Consider the following 18344-nt stretch of genomic DNA (forward strand, 5'->3'; position numbering starts at 1 on the left):
TTTTCCAGGTTTATTTTTCTAATTCTATGCATGCCATGATAAATGGCCCAACGCCTTTTGGGTCATTGGTTTTGATTTTTTCATTGATATAATAATCGTAAGTACCATCCCGATACGGACTCCCACCCAAACCAGCTACAGCGCAGACTTGATGCAAATGAATTTCTCCATCAACAGTTACCTCCACCATATTTTCGAGCATTCCTTCTAGGCATTTTTCAGCTACTTTTCCGTAAGAAATATCCAAATGTCCATTGTTTGCACCTTTTGCCAAAGCATATGCAAACATGGCGCTGACTGAAGCTTCCTCAAAATTCCCAGTTTCTACTCCTTTATCCACCACTTGGTACCAAAGTCCAGTTTCGGAATTTTGATAGGGCAAAACTGCCTTAGCCAATCGTCCCAAAATATCCTGAACTTCAGCTCTTCCGGTATGTGATTCTGGAATGTAATCCAAAGCATCTACCAATGCCATGGCATACCAACCCATTGCTCTACCCCAAAACTCGGGGGATTTTCCTGTATCTGGATCAGCCCATTGCTGCAATCTGCTCTCGTCATAACCATGGTACAGCAAGCCCGTCTTTTCATCCCGAAGATGCTTTTCCAACAATACCAGTTGCAAAATCCCCTGATCTATAGCTTCCAGTTCTTCAAACCCAACTCCATATCTAATCAAAAAAGGAGTGCCCATATATGCTCCATCAAGCCACATTTGCCATGGATATCGGAGCTTGTGCCAAAATCCACCATCTGTAGTTTTCGGCTGCCATCTCAATTGATCCCGAAGTGTCTGCAAAGCGATCAAGTACCGATCCTCTCCTGTATTTTCATAGGCTTGGAAAAGCAACTTTCCAGAATTGATCATGTCGATGTTGAAAGTTTCTTGCTGATAGGTTTTGATTACTCCATCTTCTGAAATCATCCCATCGAGGTACTCCATCACATAGTCATTGTATTCGGTTTTGCCTGTTTTTTGAGCAAGTTTATCGAAAGCTGTGAGCATCAGACCTTGTGGATAACTCCAGACTGGTTTTTCCATAAACTCTATCATCCAAGGTTCTGGGTTTTGCTTCATCACAGACAAAGCTGTTCGCTCAGACCAACTGAGTTTATCACTGATGGTCTGTGCTTGTATAGCTCCGATCAAAAGCATACCCAACATAAATGCTGATAAAAATCCTTTCTTCATCATTTCATTGGTTTTAGTCCTTCCCATTTGACCTGCCATTTGCCATTGTCTGGGAAACCTGGATTAGGTCTGTCGGCTGCCCCTTCCCATCCGGCAGCCATCATGGCTACCGCTGTCAGCAAACCACCATTTCCTGGAAGGTAAATTCTCAGCCTTTTGTCTTGGTAATTGTGTCCATTGGGTAAGTAGATGTTCTTTTGCTTACCCAAAAATATAGCATCCAATGCTGTCTCAGGCATATCCAATCTCGCTGCATTCATCGCCATCATAGGATAATCCCAACCCCAAGTGGTATCCCATTGCCAGATTTCAAGGATTTTCTCCAATGTATTGCGCATGATCTCTGGATCAATCATATCTGTCTTCGGCAGCATGCCATAAGCACCCAACACTACCGGATGATCATGCAGGTAAAATTCATCGATGTAAGCATTTGGATGTGTAGAACTTGGCAGATAAAGCCTATCCTTGATCGGCAATGGTGCAATATTGTCCAATACTTCCTTCCATTTTGCGTTAGGGGTTTCGCCTAATCGCTTTTGCCAATCCAATGCCACCGTCAAACCAAAATGCCAATAAGCCAACTCAAAAGGAGGGTCATCCGTGGCATTGGCTGGAAATAATTCTTGTGCAGGGATCAATGGGGCGATCAAATGATACTTTCCTGTTTCTTCACTCTTCTGGGCAAAAGAAGCCATAAAATCCGCTGTTTCATAAACCAATTCCTTATACTTTTCCAACAAAGCCACACTGCTGTCTTGGGCATAAAGCTGCTCCACAAAGTATAGAATATGCGGCTGTTGCCAAATCAAATACGCAGCAACCGAAGAAGGACTTTCATCACCATAAGGATCTGTCATTTTCTGCCACCTTGCCCCTTCAAAACCCTGACGCTTTGCAGTAGCTTTTGCCTTGTCCAATACATCAAAGTACCATGGCAAGCTCTTCTCCAACAACTCAGGTCTTCCCCATAATGGAAAATGCGCTCCATGCCACCAATGCATCTCGATGTGGAATTTTCCATACCATGAGTTCATCGTCAAACCTGTCTCCTGTGGAGGAAGTGAACCTGTACAGTTTACTTTGGTCAAGTATTGGGACAAAACCACACGCCTTTCCAGTTCATGTGCCCGCTCGTCCGTACTTCCAGAAAAGTCGATTGCTCCACCTGAATTCCAGAATTGTTCATAACCTTTTTTGGAACTTTCGGCAGTAGCAGAGAAGCTTGGGGTATTGGTTTTTGTTTCTTTTTTTGTGAAAAATGAAGAAAACTCCAATGTCTCTGAACTTGGATCAGGTGTGAAATAATACTTGTGCTTTTCCGGAGAGTCCCAAGAGCCATCACCTGACCAAGCCACTTGGGTGAAGTATGCAGCACTGTCAAGCTTTCTTTCGAACAAAACTTCCTGTGTGGATAACTCTTTCAATTCGGTAGAATGCCTATCTTGTTTTTCCCAGTCATAACCAGGGCAAACATGGCAGCCCGAACCATAAGGAAAATTCATTTTGACTTTCAATCTGCCTGCTTTTACCAAAGGAGATTCGATTTTGAAAGCTATGCCATCCTGCTCTTGATGTGCATACAAAGTCACTGAAATTGGGCTGCCTTCCAGTTCGTATGTGGAAACAATCTCTCCCTGCCAAAGCCCCAATCTTTGGTTGATATTTTCCAAATCTTCAAGCTTGGCAACTTCCCCATTTTCCTTGAGCAATTCCAAACCGATGATGCCCAAATGCAATCTATGCGGACTGGTTCTGAAATAATCAGTTACTTCCTTTTTCCTACCTTCTTTGTGCTGTACGGGAAATGAAATCACCTGGCCTGTGGCTGACGTATCATTTCTCAATATTTCATTCCAGTCATAGTCTCCCGGATTGGGAAAAGCATGCCATGCCCATTGTGTTTGGGTGCCTAAAGAGACGCCATTTTCATATTCTTTATAAAAAGTCTGCAAACCAGTGACATCTACAGTGAAGGCAAACTCACCATTGCCAACTGTCAGGGAAGCCAAGGTATCAGGAGCATTCAAAATCACATCATGTCGATCCACCAAGGCTTTTCGGTCAATTTTGTCAGCTGTTTTATCCTCTGATTTCTCTTCGCAGGAAGTCATACCCAGCATGCAAAAAGTCAAGCTGTAAAATAAAACTGTTTTGAAAATGGCAGTACCATTAGAACACTTTTGCATAGTTAATTATTTTACAGTCACTTCGATTTTTGCTTCCAAATGCTCTACCAAATCCCTAAGGTGTTGCTCAAAATACGCAGCATCATTGAATCCATCCTCGCTCAATTCCCAAGCGCCAATGGCATAATATTCAATTGGTTCATTATTGGCAGTTTTCATTTTTGCCAAGTATGAATTGGTTACATTCCCTTCTTTTGGCGCCTCAATCATCTCTAGAAATTGTGCTTTGGGAAGGATCAATGCCATTCCGATGATCCATTCTTTGTCATAGCCTTGTGCATCGTGGGTCATCAAGACCACCCAATCTTGGAAATCGTCAAATTGCTTGATTCCTTTATCATTGTGGATATTTACTAGACCAATGGCAATATGCTCGTCTCCTTGAAGCCCATGGAATTTCACCTCGTTTTTGAAGCCATACATACCTGGGATGATGCTAACTTTCTCCTCCACTTTTGGATATTTTCTATCAAAAGCATCCCAGTTGTTATACTCAAAATGCATGATAGATCGAACTGGGCCTTCGGAAAGGATCTTAAAAGTGGATTTTTCGATATTGTTGACAGCATCTTCGACCAATACACCGAGTCTTGCAGGCTGATCGTCTTTGAGCAAGGTAAATCCTCCAAGTCCAACAGAATTCCCAACTGCCAAAATATCCCTGCCCCAATCTTCCATGGTGTGGTAATTGTCTTCAACTTCCCCTTTATCATTAAGACCTACATTTTTTGGGCTCATTGCCGAAGTCTTTTTCCCAAACAAATCCTTAGAGTTTCTACCATCAAAATAATGTCTGAAACCAACTTTATCATTCTCCCATGAAGGCCCATCGGTCTGATAAGGCTGATAGCCGATGCTCCGTGGAAGTTCATTTGCCAACAAAATATCGCTTTGTCTAGGTGTCACAGCCTGATCTACAGCATCTCTTTTTCCAAATCTGACAGCTGTCCTTTTCTCGAAATCTGCCGCTTCATCTACCCATTCCAAAGTGAGGGTTTTCTCTTCATCAGCTTCAAAATCTACCAACAAAAAAAGCTGATCCTGCTTCCCGTCTCTATTGGTATCATCCATTTGGTAGGCAATCGCATTTCCTTCAGCATCAGTAATCTTTGGAAATTTCCCCTCAACTACTTCCAATTCCTGCAAGTTGATTTCTATTCCTTTGTCCTTAAGGGCAGTTGAACTGCTGTTTTTCAATACGATCTGTGGCAAGGATTCTTCTTTGGCAGGATTACATGCCAGCATCACTGTGGCGAGGCATAGTGTCGAGAATAGGTTTATTTTTTTCATAGTTTTTATATTTTCATTTTAATTAAATATCCGCTTTCTTACCAGTTGCCATGCAAAATCATATAATTCACCCCCAACTGATACACTGATAACTTATTGACTGATAACTCTTGCCCGTGGCGTAAGTAACTATTATTTCACCAATGTAACCGCCATCAGTCCAATGACCACATCCACTGAGACAGTTTTTAGACGGATTTCCTTTAGCTCTTTAGTAGCATCCAAAGGCAAATCCAAGACTGTGGCTGCTCCTCCTTCTATCGCATATTTTGTAAAATGTCCAATGTTCGTATAGTTATTATGTGGCTGATTTGAGATTTTTCCAGTGGCCAAATGTACCCGATATGGCCTTGGACGGTTTGTATCAAAAGCTAATCCATCCAAATAATAGTCTTGTTCTATTGGCCACCAGTTTTCAGGATTGCGAATGGAAAGTTTTTCAACCGATCCATCATCGTAAACTACCTCAAGATAGCCATTATCAATATGGCTTTGCATGTGGTTGGTCGTGCCGGCCATCATGAAATATGCATGGGAAGCTTTTCCACTGATCGGCATGGAGATGGAGTCAGGATAATTATCCCAAAAAGAAGTAAAGGCAATGTTGTTTTTTTCTTCAGGATTGAATGAAAAGTCTAGTCCAAATGGCATGTGGATAACTCCATCATTTTGCCTAGCCAATTCCCTAACACCCTGATCATCAATCTTCATGTAAGCCCCAAATGATGCCCAATCACCCAATCCCTGCTTTGGAATCTGTAAGGTGGGATAAGGAGAGCGTGGGCTCAAGTATTCATTTTCAAAAACCTGTGTGACTACGTCATTGAAATGCGTGGAAATGGACACTTGCTCTACTTGGCTTTGAACCTCAATATCCCAATTGATGATTTCACCTTTGTACAGCAAGTCATGTTCTGTATAAATCTCAATTTGGTTCGTACCAGGATAGAGATAATTTTCCTCCAATCCCAAATCAAAAATCAATTCAAATCCTTCTTCAATCGCAAAAGTCTCTTGCTGCTTTCCATTCACCTTCAAAGTGACGGATTGTAGATCTCCAATATTACTTTCCAAGCCAAAATGAATTCTATCTTTTTGTTGGATTTCAGGAACATGGACTGTTAGTGGAGATAGGATTTCTATAGAGATAGGATGCCACCATTCCAGTTTTCCTTTCTTTAGTTTTAAGAAAAAAGTATAATCCCCTTCCGTTTCAATTACATTTGCCTCAATTGAATTTCCTTCAATTGAAATAGTACTTAGAATTTGCTGTGGATCTTTGACCTCAAGTAAATCAACACCTTCTATTTTATGTGAAATGGATTTTCTGGAAACTGCCCTGATTTCAATTTTCTCTGTTGAAATCATTTCCTCAGACCAAGTTAGACTGATTGCGCTTTCCTTTTCCAAGGGTATCTCAATTTCATACTTCGGAAATCCAACTGCTCCATCTACAGGATTGAATTTCAAAGCCTTCCCACTTGCATCTACGGCTTTCAATAGCTCACTTTTTGCTTGGACGGTAAGCTTGACATTTACATTTTTTGGAAAAGAAGAAGAGAAAGTGTAATCATCGATGTTTCCATTCTTTTTGAAATCAAAGGTAAAATCTGGGATTTCCAAAGATGCATATTCCCAATCAAATGGGAATCTTGGTTTCACGCGAATTTCGGAATTGGTCAGGTCAGGGTTTATCCCAAAAAGCCCTTCGATCAACGTCCTAGAAGCCATGCCGATAGGGTCTGCAAAATCTCTGTACAATTCTCCCCGCATGGCATCCAATGTGGACAACTGCTGAAAATTCCCTGGACTTCCACCCATATACATACTTTCGAGCAAAGCACTTTTCCAGAGCAGAAAAGCGTCTTCATTGTTGTTTGCTTGCCAAAAAGCGAGTGCGGTATGCAAGGTTTCTGCCAGTGCAACATTGTTCACAGACCATGTATATGGCATCCAATTGGTAGTGGATACAACTTGGTAATCCACATCATTTTCCTGAAATCCAATAGGTATAAATGGGATCTCCTGATCGACATACTGTGTCATCAAATAGGACTGGAATGGATCTGGAACATCCGAATCGATCACATGGTAAACAGACCAAACTCCTGCTTGGGGATGTAACCTTTTTCCACCCAGCAAATCTTTGTACTCGGCATAAACACCTTTGTTACTTTGCCAAAGTTCCTTTTCCATGGCTTGCTTGATCTTATCAGCCTCTTCTTGGAAGAGGTCAGTTTCTTTTCCTATCAGACTGCCCAAGCGAGCGACATTTTGGAATGCGTAGTAATTGTATGCCGAGGCATGTGATACGCCTCCACCATTGTATTGCAGTGCATCTGAGGCCCAGATACTCGCAAAGGCATTGTACAGTCCATCTCCATCTGGGTCAAAATTTCGCTTTTCCCAATTCAAATGGCGCACAATATTTGGCCATACTTTTTCCAAATACTCCAAATCTCCTGTACAGTCAAAATGCCTGATCAATTGATCAAAAAAGACCTGATTCATGTCATAATGGTGGGGTGGTGATGGAGGTCCTGGTCTTCGGCTGAGATAACCACTATTGTATATCGAATATCCTGCTTTTTCGATTTGCCTTCCCAAGTTCTTCTCAGGATCGGGATCGTTGCGACTACCGCCTGGTTCTAAATACTGTGACTCCAAATATCCATCAAAATGCCTTCTAGCTCTATCATGCCATCCCAATCCATCAGCCACATAAGCACCTCGCCAACCTGGCAATGGCATTCTCCAAGCAACTGCACCATGGACGAAAGCAGAAACTTTTTCATCAAAAATGGCATTTCCAGCCACCGCCAAAGCGCCATCAAGTGTGTTGATAAAATGATCGGGAGTATTTACTTTGATTCTATCTGTCAAAGTTTGTCTTTGGACTTCTGCATTGAGAAAATATCGGGGAAGACTGGCAGGGTCAATTTCAGTAAAACCTGGCTGGTAAATTCCCAAATAAATTGGAGCACTTGTGTCAGATACTTTACCTGCCAGCAAAGGATAATTGATGGGTTGTGATTCCCACATTTCTGTTGGCGATTGCAAAGTACCTGCTTCTATTGCTTTCAAAGCTACTCCTTCGGAAAAAGTCCCTAAAATCGACTTTCTGGAATCATTAGATCCAAATTCAATATTGAATTGTTGGTTTTCGGTGATATTGACAATATTGCCTGTGCAGTTTTCGGGATGTAAATAAAAAACTGATTCGGGATCAGCACCCAAATCCCCTGACCTATTGAACTTTTTGCCTGAGACACCACCCATAAAAACCAAGAGTTCTACGCCTTCTGGAACCATTGAAAATTCAATTTTGAGGACTGCCCCTTCAATTTCCCTCAATGGTATCATTTCCATAAATAGCTTTCCTCCTTCCAACATCGGATCCTGAATGGTATATAGCATTTTGCCAGGCCTGTATCTTGCTTCAATGTCCGAAGCATGGATTAGCCATTTTTCTCCTGCATCACTGAGCAAAGCAAAACTGAGATTTCCTCCCATACCGGGCAAATAAAAAGCAAATTCCGGCAAATCCCCAGCTTCCACTCGGTAGTCAGATGGGTAGCCATAGAGTGCACGGTTAAATCTTTTGTCCCCATTCTCAATCACAAAGTCTTTTTGATCGGGAAGGTATCTGATATTTCTTTTTTGGGATTGTTGGGCATGAAGTGATCCTTTGTCAACAATAAGCAAGACAAGAGAAATCATGATAAGAATCTGAAGCCTTGATTTTATGAAACAATAGTTTGAATCAGTGCTTTTGGATAGCATGACCTTTGTGTAAAATTCAAAAGTGATTTTACATAAAATGGAGAATATGGAAAGCAGGATAAAAATCATAGTGGTTAGTCAGGGCATCAATCGAATATAATTTCTAATTCAGCAAAAACCTTCCTGTAGTATCTTGTTATACAATAAAAGCCACCCCTGTATTACAGGAGTGGCTTGATACTTATTCCAATGAAAATTAATATCCCGGATTTTGAGGAAATTCTGCATCATTTAGATCAAGGGCTGCTTGTGGTATAGGACGAAGGATTTTCAATCCTCCACCAATTCCTTTAACTAAAAAACCACGCCCCAATGTGGCGTGGTTTTCCAAACTAATTAACCCTATATATTAAAACATTTATCTCATTATTTTTTCAAATATTCTTTCAACTTAATCACTTCCAACCCTGCATCTATCACCGAGCCAACACCATGTTTCTCGTTTGCTCTAGCAGGTCGAGTGTAATAAAAAATAAGATCGTCACTGATTCCTGTTCCAACACAAATATCCTTCACTTGACCATCTTCTGTGATCATGGTTTTTCGTAATCCTTCCCAACCTCTCAAAGCCACAGAAGCAAAGCGCTTGTCTATCCATCCTTCAGTGATGGCCTTGGCAAATCCCTGCACAAACATCGCCGAAGCTGAAGTTTCTTTATATGAATCATTTTTGTCCAACAACTGTCTCCAAAGGCCATCTTGATCCTGATATCTTGACAAACCAATCAACTGTTTTTCCAAGTTCTTAATAACCTTATCTTTTCCAGGATAACCATCTGGCAATCTTTCCAACAAATGTATTTGTGAAAGTACCAACCAGCCATTGCTTCTTCCCCAGTGGGCAACTCCATTTTGTTCTGTATCTGTATAATAGCAGTGGAAATACAAGCCATTATGTGGATTCCAAAGGTATTTATCAAAGTTCAATACTTGATTGATAGCATCATCGAAGTATTTATTTTCTCCTGTATATACAGCCAACCTAGACAAAAATGGAACGCTCATATAAAGATCATCTGCCCATAAGGTCATTTCTTGTGGAAAAGTCCTTACCAATGTTTTGTCAAAAAGCCTGTCTTGTCCATAAGTCATTCTCTTTGCACCATTTTCAATGTATTCCTTATAAGTAGCGTTGTCGTCCTTTTTCATTACCTCCAACATACTTGCTGAAATAGCACCAAAATCATCAAGCTCCAGCATTGTCCAAAGCTGACCCAAGGGGTATTTATGATGCGGCCTGTCGTTTTTGAACCTACTTTGGAAAAACTTATAATTCTCAAAACCATGGGCTATATGGTTTTTTGCATAATCATAATATTTACCTTCTCCTGTATGTGATGCCAAATGCATCATGGCAAGATTAATCACTCCATTGGTATAATGCCATTCACCATATTTGGATGCAAATGACACTTCTTTGTCTTTTGGGATGTCTTTGAAGGAATTGTAATTATTCCCTTGATCATCTTTAAAACCCAATTTATTTTCCGACAAAATAAAATCCGCGACTTTTTGAACAACCTCTAAATCAGAATCTACTCCATTTTGCTGCGCAAAAACCTGAATTGTTGATAAAAAAATAATCAATGTTGCTGTAAATACAGGTTTTGAAAACATTTTGTGTTTCATAATTATGGGTTATTGTTTTTAATCTATCGAAAATTATGACTCTAATTTTTATTTCCTATCCTGTACTTACCCGAATCCATCAAATTGAAAATTCAAATACTCAGGACTTCACTGTACTGTCCTGCTTTCAAAAATGACTAATACATTATTACTTGTGGAATAGAAAAGTTTGCATTAACCTTATGGATTCAAATCAATCCCAATCCTATGAAGACCACTAAGCTTTTTGTAATACTATCATTTTTTGCATTTCTAAATTTCAACTGCACAAATGATCAATCTGATGAAGTTTATGTCTTTTCTTATTTCACAGGAAATGGGGAAGATGGGCTTCACCTTTCATACAGCCTAGATGGTCTGAACTGGGAGACATTGCAAGAAGGAAAGTCCTTTCTCACGCCAACTGCAGGAGATGATAAGCTAATGCGAGATCCCTGCATCATCAAAGGTGGAGATGGACTATACCATATGGTTTGGACTGTAAGCTGGAACGAAAAAGGACTCGGCTACGCGTCTTCCCCTGATTTGATCCACTGGAGCAAGCAAATGACAATTCCAGTCATGGCGCATGAAGCTGGTGCTCGAAACACTTGGGCACCAGAGATATTTTACAATGAAGAGGAAGCTTATTACATGATATTCTGGTCTACTACAATCGAGGGGAAATATTTGGAAACCCAATCGAAAGAAGAAAGTGGCTACAATCATAGAAAGTACTATACCACTACCAAAGATTTTGTCGAGTTCACCCCCACAGAATTGCTTTACGAGCCTGGATTCAATGTCATAGATGGATCTATTATCAAGGAAAACGGTGAATACATCATGTTTGTCAAAGACGAAACCCGAGAGCCTGCGCAAAAGAATATTCGAATCACCAGAAGCAAATCTTTGACTGGAGGATATGGTTCTGCTTCCGAGCCGATTACGGGAGATTATTGGGCTGAGGGGCCCACAGTAGCGAAAGTCGGAGATCAATGGATTGTGTATTTTGATAAATATACTGAAAAAAAGATGGGTGCAGTAGCTTCCAAAGACTTGGTGAACTGGACAGACATCTCAGATCAAGTCAATTTCCCAAAAGGCACCAGACACGGTACCGTTTTCAAGATTAGCATGGAGGAATTGGAAAAACTGAAGAAGGCGGTGTTGTAGTTAGGCACTATTTTTTGACCTGACTGTGTGAAAGAAAAAAGAGGCGAGAGGCGAGAAGCGAGAGAGAGGAAAAGGGGTATAAACCCCGAATGGGCCTGTCCCGAGAATCGGGAGGTTGAATCTTTTAATTTATCTATGAAAAAAAATGTCAACTATTTTCAGAACCTGACAAGACCTGCAATGCATGAAAAGCCTGTCCCGTTCCTATAGCTCGTGGCGGCAGGCTGAATTTTCTCAGTCTCCCTCCGAAAGTACAGGATACTTTTTATCATAAAATGGCTTTTATTAGGCTCTTCATGTTAACCCAATTTACCATGTCATTTAGAAATCGCCTGAAATTATTGATCACATCTGTAATTTTCATAGTTACTATTGCTCCTACTAAAGGACAGCAAACTGAACAGTTTTTTCTCAGCGGCACTGACAATGAAAACACAGAAACTTGGGAATTCTTCTGCTCTTCGGGCAGAAATAGTGGCTTTTGGAGCACTATTGAGGTTCCTTCCCATTGGGAACAACAGGGTTTTGGCGCTTACAATTATGGCAGGGACTATGTGACTTATGGACGCTCACATGAATTTGCCGATGAAACTGGCTTTTACAAAAGAACTTTTACCGTCCCACAAAACTTCAAAGGGAAATCCCTTGAACTGGTATTCGAAGGCTCGATGACAGATACTGAAGTGAAAATCAATGGCCAATCCATCGGGCCGGTTCACCAAGGTTCATTCTATAGATTTACTTATGATATTACTGACTTTGTCAACTTGGACAAAGAAAATCTGATAGAAGTAAAAGTGAGCAAGATGTCTTCCAACAATTCCGTCAACCGTGCTGAGCGCTATGCGGACTATTGGATTTTTGGTGGGATTTATCGCCCTGTTTATATCAATGCTAAACCCGAAAAACACATTTCCCATCATGCCGTAGTCGCTGAAGCAAATGGCAATTTGGAGGTTCACCTGGAACTTGAGAATGTGACAGATGCACAAGAAATCATCGCCACAGTCTCGGAACTGAATGGAAAACCCATCAAGGAATGGAAAACAAAGGCAAATTCAAGCGGCTCACTTTTAATCAAAAATCAACTTGAAAATATTCAGACTTGGAATTCAGAATTTCCAAACCTTTACCTTCTCAAACTTTCACTGAAAGACAAAGGGAATAAAACCCTACATGAAGTCGAAGAGCGCATCGGCTTCAGAACTATCGAGATCAAAGAAGGGGATGGAATCTATGTGAATGGAGTGAAGGTAAAAATGAAAGGCATCAACAGACATGCATTTTGGCCAGAAACAGGGAGATCACTCAATGCTTCCTTGGACTTGATGGATATTCTGCTGATGAAGGAAATGAACATGAATTCCGTAAGGACTGCCCACTACCCACCTGATAAGTCATTTTTACATCTTTGTGACTCTCTTGGGCTATATGTAATGGATGAACTTGGTGGTTGGCAAAATGCTTATGATACCGAATCAGGGAAAATATTGGTGAAAGAAATGGTTCGGAGAGATGTCAACCATCCATCGATCATTTTCTGGAGTAACGGAAACGAGGGGGGAACAAACAAAGCTCTGGATGGAGATTTTGACCTCTATGATCCATCCAAAAGACCAGTCATTCACGCCCATCATAGACCTGGCAATGATTTCAATGGAATAGACACGGATCATTATGAAAACTATGAGAGTTTGCTCAAAAAATTTGCTGACTCTACCTTGATTTATATGCCTACCGAATTTCTCCATGCCCAAGATGATGGTGGAGGAGCAGCGGGACTTCATGATTTTTGGGAACTAATGTGGGCATCCAAAATGTCGGGCGGCGGCTATCTTTGGGTGTTTTCTGATGAAGGCTTGGTCAGAACAGACATTGGAAATAAGATAGATGTCAATAGGGTAAATGCTCCTGATGGATTGCTTGGCCCACACAGGCAAAAAGAAGGAAGTTTCTATGCTGCAAGGGAAATTTTCAGCCCAGTAAAAATTTTTATGGAGAAGCTTCCTGAGGATTTCAATGGAGAAATAGAAGTGGAAAACAGGTTTCATTTCACCAACTTGTCTGAGGTTAAGTTTGAAGCAGAATGGGTGAAGTACAGAAAACCTGGTGATCCAATCTCCGGTCATATTGTGGTGGATAAGTCTCAACTTCAAGGTCCAAATGTAAAGCCAAGTGAAAAGGGAAAAATCAAGATAGCTAACCTGAAGATGATGGAAGCAGCAGAAGGACTTTATCTCAAAGCTATTGATCCCCATGGAAACGAAATCTATACTTGGTCATGGAAAACCAACGCATTAAATGACTTTTTCAAAGTAATCAACAGTAATCCAAAAGAAGTCCGAGAATCTGATTTAACAGTAACCGACAGTCTGAGTGTACTGTCAGCAGGTGGCTTTACTTTGACTTTTGACAATGCAAAAGGCACACTTTCACGCATCCAAAAACCAAGTGGAATGGACCTAAGCTTTGGAAATGGACCAGTCTTCACTTACGGCGACCAAAAAGTAAGCAACATAGAAACTACAGAAGATGGCAAGTCCAAATCGCTCACCATCCAATATGATGGGCATCTAAAAGAAACCAAATGGACAATCCATCCAAGTGGTTGGGTTGAGCTCAACTATACATACAGCTTACCAGAAGGAGAATATGACTATCCAGGAATCAGTTTTGATTATCCAGAATCGAATGTCATCAGTGCCAAATGGCTTGGAAAAGGACCATACAGAATCTGGAAAAACAGAAATCAAGGAACTATCGATGTTCACCAAAACCTCTACAACGATACCCAAACTGGAAGTACTCCGTGGGACTATCCAGAGTTCAAAGGGTATTTTGGAGATATCTCTTGGATGGAAATCAATACTGCCCAAGGCAAGTTCTATATTGTCTCCGAAAATGAAGGTTTAAATGTCCGACTATTTGATTTCTATGGCGTGTCAGGACCTACAAGCTATCCCGAATTGCCAAAAGGGAATATTTCATTCTTGGATGGAATTCCAGCTCTTGGCAGTAAATTGGCCTTGGGAATCACTTCCAATGCGGCCGTCTATGGCCCACAAGGAGAAACCAATAAAATGAACGGCACTTATTCCCGAACAATATATTTCTATTTTGATATCATCCAAGACCCAATATTAAGTCATGACAAAACAAATCGCTTTCCGAATGAAGATTAAGCCCGGTGCTGAGTCAGAATACCAAAAAAGACATGATGAAATCTGGCCTGAACTGAAAAATCTACTCAAAGATTCGGGTGTAGTCAATTACAGCATCTTCTTGGACAGAGAAACCTCCACACTTTTTGCCATACAAGAAGTGTCTGGAGAAAATGGATCCCAAGATCTGGGAAATGAAGCCATCGTCCAAAAATGGTGGGCATACATGGCCGACATCATGGACACCAACGAAGACAATTCTCCTGTATCCGTCTCATTGGAGGAGGTTTTTAGATTATAGGTCTAGTTTGTAGGAGATGTGAGACGTGAGATTTGAGACGTGAGATTTGAGACACAAGGACAGAGACACCAGATTTGAACAAGAGGTAAGAACCAAGAACATGCCCTGAAAAGCCTGTCGCATCCTTATCGGGAGGCTTAAGATCTAAGCATAGGGTCATGACCCGATGTCTAAAAAGAATTCAATTATATGTTTGCCCTGAAAGGCCTGTCCCGAGGATATCGGGAGGCAATTGAATGGCTAGCGGAAATAAAGAAAAATCAATAAAAAAAGTATCAACTAATTTCAGCATTTGACAGGCATCAAGGAATCGGTTATTGAGAGATTAGAAGTAAGATTAAAACAAGACATAACTGAGATCACTTAGAAGCAAAAAGAACCGCAAGACAAAGTAGAAAGAAGCTATAAACAAGATAAAAAGAGTTCAAAATCCGAAAAATGCCGTAGGCATGAGCGGCATACTAGCCCGGTAATTTATTGCCGGGTTCAAAGATTCGATGTGAGTAAAAACAGTGCCGTAGGTACGAACGATTTGGAATCTAGAGCTATTTGGCAAAGTTAACAACCCCAAAATTTTCAATTAAAACACATGAAATCACTTTCCATAGAATCGTTATTGCTGATGTTTTCCAGCATCATTTTGCTTTTTCAATTTTCATGCAATACCTCTGAAGAAAATGAAATCGTAGAATACGAAACTGCTATAGACCAATGGCCAGAAATCACCAAGGAAAGCAAGCCATGGACAAGATGGTGGTGGATGGGGAGTGCCGTTGACAAAGAAAACATCGACTATCTTTTGGAAGAATATGAAAGGGTCGGGCTTGGAGGTGTGGAGATAGCACCTATATATGGAGCCAAAGGCTACGAGGACAGGTATTTGGATTTTTTGTCAGAGGAATGGATTGCAGTATTGAATCATACAGTCTCCAAAGCGAGCGAACTCAACATGGGCGTGGATATGACATTGGGGACAGGCTGGCCTTTTGGTGGTCCGCAAGTCAGGATGGAACATGCAGCTTCGAAAATGATCGTGCAGGAATATGATATCTCTGAAGGGCAAAGAGATCTGGAAATTGTCCAGCGGAAAAGAAATGAAAGAGAGCCTGATGCCATTTTGATCAATGTGATAGGAATATTCAAAAATGGAGAAAGAAAAGATCTACATGACTTGAGGTTTGGAAATGTAATCGAAAACCTTCCAGTAGGCCTCGAAAAAGTGCAAGCATTGTACTTTGCAAAAACAGAACAGAAAGTAAAGAGGGCAGCACCCGGTGGTGAGGGGTTTACACTGGATCATTTCTTCAGAACTGCCGTCAACAATTACCTAGAGTCTTTTGACAAAGCCTTTGACAATGCATATCCCGACATCAGGTCATTCTACAATGACAGCTTTGAAGTCTATGGAGCGGATTTCACTGCTGATTTTTTGGTGGAATTTGAAGAGCGAAGAGGTTATGATCTGAAAATGATGCTTTCTGAGCTCACAGATAACACTGGTGATAAGAAATCCATCCGAGTCAAATCTGATTACAGGGAAACATTGCATGAGTTACTGCTGGAAAATTTCACGGAAAACTGGAGCGCTTGGGCAAAAGACAAAGGCAAAAAGACTAAAAACCAAGCTCATGGATCGCCCGGAAACTTGCTGGACATCTATGGAGCCGTGGACATTCCTGAATGTGAAACTTTCGGGTCGAGTTATTTTCCTATACCAGGCTTGAGGAGAGACAGTGCCGATATCCGCAATGTGGATCCAGATCCTATCATGCTGAAATTTGCTTCTTCTGCTGCACATTTGACTGGAAAAAATCTAGTTTCCTGCGAGACATTTACTTGGCTAGGGGAGCATTTCAAATCATCATTTTCCCAAATGAAGCCCGAACTTGATCAGACTTTTTTGGCGGGGATCAACCATGTTTTCTATCATGGTGTGACCTACAGTCCCCAAGATGTACAATTCCCTGGTTGGCTTTTCTATGCTTCGCTTAACCTCACCCAACATAATAGCCTTTGGGAGCATTTTTCAGAATTCAACCAATACATTGCCAGAACGCAATCTGTCCTTCAATCAGGAGTGCCAGACAATGAATTATTGGTCTATTGGCCAGTATATGATGTCTGGGCAAACCCAAAAGGGATGATGGAATTGATTTCTGTTCACCACATTGACCGATGGCTGCATCCTACTGACTTTTATAAGCAATCCAAACAGCTGATGGATCTTGGGTACTCTGTAGATTTTATCTCTGATAAAATGATAGCAGGATCAGATATAAAAAATGGAGAAATCAAAACTCATGAAAATGCCAACACAGCAAAAGCCCTGATTATTCCAAAAGTCGAATTTATGCCTTTGGAGACTTTGGAAAACATTTTGACATTGGCAAAAAATGGTGCAAAGGTGATATTTCAAGAAAAGCCAAAAGACATCCCTGGTCTTCAAGATTTGGAGGAAAAACGAGAGAAATTTTCAACTCTTTGGAATGAAACAGGATTGGACAAAAATACCGAAGTGGCTTGGGGAAAAGGAAAATTGATATTATCAAAAAACATTGCTTCTAGCTTGGAAAAAGAAGAAATCCACCGAGAAGGAATTAGTGAAACAGGTTTGAAATTTATCAAGAGAAAAATCGGAAGTGATAAATACTACTTCATCGTCAACCACAGTGCAAATACCATAAGTCAGAAAGTCAACTTCCTAACAGCATCGGAAAATGCTATCATCATGAATCCGCTGAATGGAAAAATGGGACTAGCAAAATCCCAAAGGGATGGGAAATACCTTGGTGTAGCACTTCACTTAGAGTCTGGAGAATCCCTAATCGTAAGAACTACAAACCAAAAATCCGAACAAATTGCGGGTTGGGGATACCATGCTGATCCTATTTCAAATATAGAAATCAATTCCGATTGGAAGATCACTTTTGATCCAAATGGTGGACCAAACCTTCCCAAAGACCAAAAAATGGACAACTTAGAACCATGGACAAATCAAGGTGATAAGGATGCCGATTTCTATTCTGGACAAGGAACCTACAGTGGAAGCTTTGAATTTGAACTTGATCAATCCTTGAATTACACATTGAACTTCTCCAGCATCCATGAAAGTGCCAAAGTATGGATTAACGGAAAGTATGTCGGACAAGCTTGGAGCCTTCCATACAAATTAGATGTTTCCGAATTTTTGATCCAAGGAAAAAATGACATTAAGATAGAAGTAGCCAACTTGATGGCAAACCATATTAGGTACCTTGATATCAACAAAATTCCTTGGAGAAACTATCATGAAATCAATTTTGTGAATATAGATTACAAGCCTTTTGACGCATCATCTTGGAATATAATGCCCTCAGGACTTGAAGGAAAGCTGGAAATCAGAGGATTTAATAAATAAATCTTCTGATTTTTTCACATATCCGATACAGGTAAGTGCAGGAAGGTTATAAAGAATAAATTTTTTGTATAAATGTAAAAAACACAATTATAATAACAACGAGACCTACGCAAGTCTCAAAAAACAAAATATTATTTTTTTACAATCTTTTTTGTAAAATTTTATTGAGTTGTTTTCATAAAAAATAATTGTAATCCATCATAAAAACCTTTCATTGAGAAATTATTTCTCTTAAATTACAATCGAT

9 protein-coding genes are annotated in these 18344 nt (G+C 40.5%); 4 read left to right on the forward strand and 5 right to left on the reverse strand.

From position 1 onward, the window contains the following. Window positions 1–10 precede the first annotated feature (10 nt). From MM213_RS13660 to MM213_RS13680, 5 genes are all read right to left on the reverse strand, one after another. Window positions 11–1219, reverse strand: coding sequence for a glycoside hydrolase family 88/105 protein (locus tag MM213_RS13660; protein ID WP_241413056.1), 1209 nt, complete (start codon window positions 1217–1219; stop codon window positions 11–13). After that, a complete protein-coding gene (locus MM213_RS13665; protein ID WP_241413058.1) occupies window positions 1192–3381 on the reverse strand; it encodes a hypothetical protein in 2190 nt (729 codons plus the stop codon). Before MM213_RS13665 ends, MM213_RS13660 begins: the two co-directional genes overlap by 28 nt. 6 nt (window positions 3382–3387) lie before the next feature. Then, entirely contained in the window at window positions 3388–4671 is a 1284-nt protein-coding gene (locus MM213_RS13670) for a DUF4861 domain-containing protein (protein ID WP_241413060.1), read from the reverse strand. Between the two features lie 132 nt (window positions 4672–4803). Continuing rightward, window positions 4804–8391 (reverse strand): DUF4450 domain-containing protein, encoded by a 3588-nt coding sequence (locus MM213_RS13675; RefSeq protein WP_241413065.1) that lies wholly within the window; start codon window positions 8389–8391, stop codon window positions 4804–4806. Between the two features lie 429 nt (window positions 8392–8820). Then, a complete protein-coding gene (locus tag MM213_RS13680; protein ID WP_241413067.1) occupies window positions 8821–10083 on the reverse strand; it encodes a glycoside hydrolase family 88/105 protein in 1263 nt (420 codons plus the stop codon). Between the two features lie 207 nt (window positions 10084–10290). Here MM213_RS13680 and MM213_RS13685 point away from each other — a divergent pair, with 207 nt between their 5' ends. The 4 genes from MM213_RS13685 (at window position 10291) to MM213_RS13700 (ending at window position 18097) form a co-directional block, all read left to right on the forward strand. After that, entirely contained in the window at window positions 10291–11238 is a 948-nt protein-coding gene (locus MM213_RS13685) for a glycoside hydrolase family 43 protein (protein WP_241413068.1), read from the forward strand. A 314-nt stretch (window positions 11239–11552) separates the two neighbouring features. Then, window positions 11553–14420 (forward strand): glycoside hydrolase family 2 TIM barrel-domain containing protein, encoded by a 2868-nt coding sequence (locus tag MM213_RS13690; protein WP_241413069.1) that lies wholly within the window; start codon window positions 11553–11555, stop codon window positions 14418–14420. Continuing rightward, complete coding sequence (gene rhaM, locus MM213_RS13695; RefSeq protein WP_241413070.1) at window positions 14386–14700, forward strand: L-rhamnose mutarotase; 315 nt, start codon at window positions 14386–14388, stop codon at window positions 14698–14700. The genes MM213_RS13690 and rhaM overlap by 35 nt, the downstream gene beginning before the upstream one ends. Before the next feature lie 589 nt (window positions 14701–15289). Continuing rightward, a complete protein-coding gene (locus tag MM213_RS13700) occupies window positions 15290–18097 on the forward strand; it encodes a glycosyl hydrolase (RefSeq protein ID WP_241413071.1) in 2808 nt (935 codons plus the stop codon). The last annotated feature ends 247 nt before the right edge of the window (window positions 18098–18344 follow it).

Source organism: Belliella alkalica, from assembly GCF_022549785.1.
Classification (GTDB): domain Bacteria; phylum Bacteroidota; class Bacteroidia; order Cytophagales; family Cyclobacteriaceae; genus Belliella; species Belliella alkalica.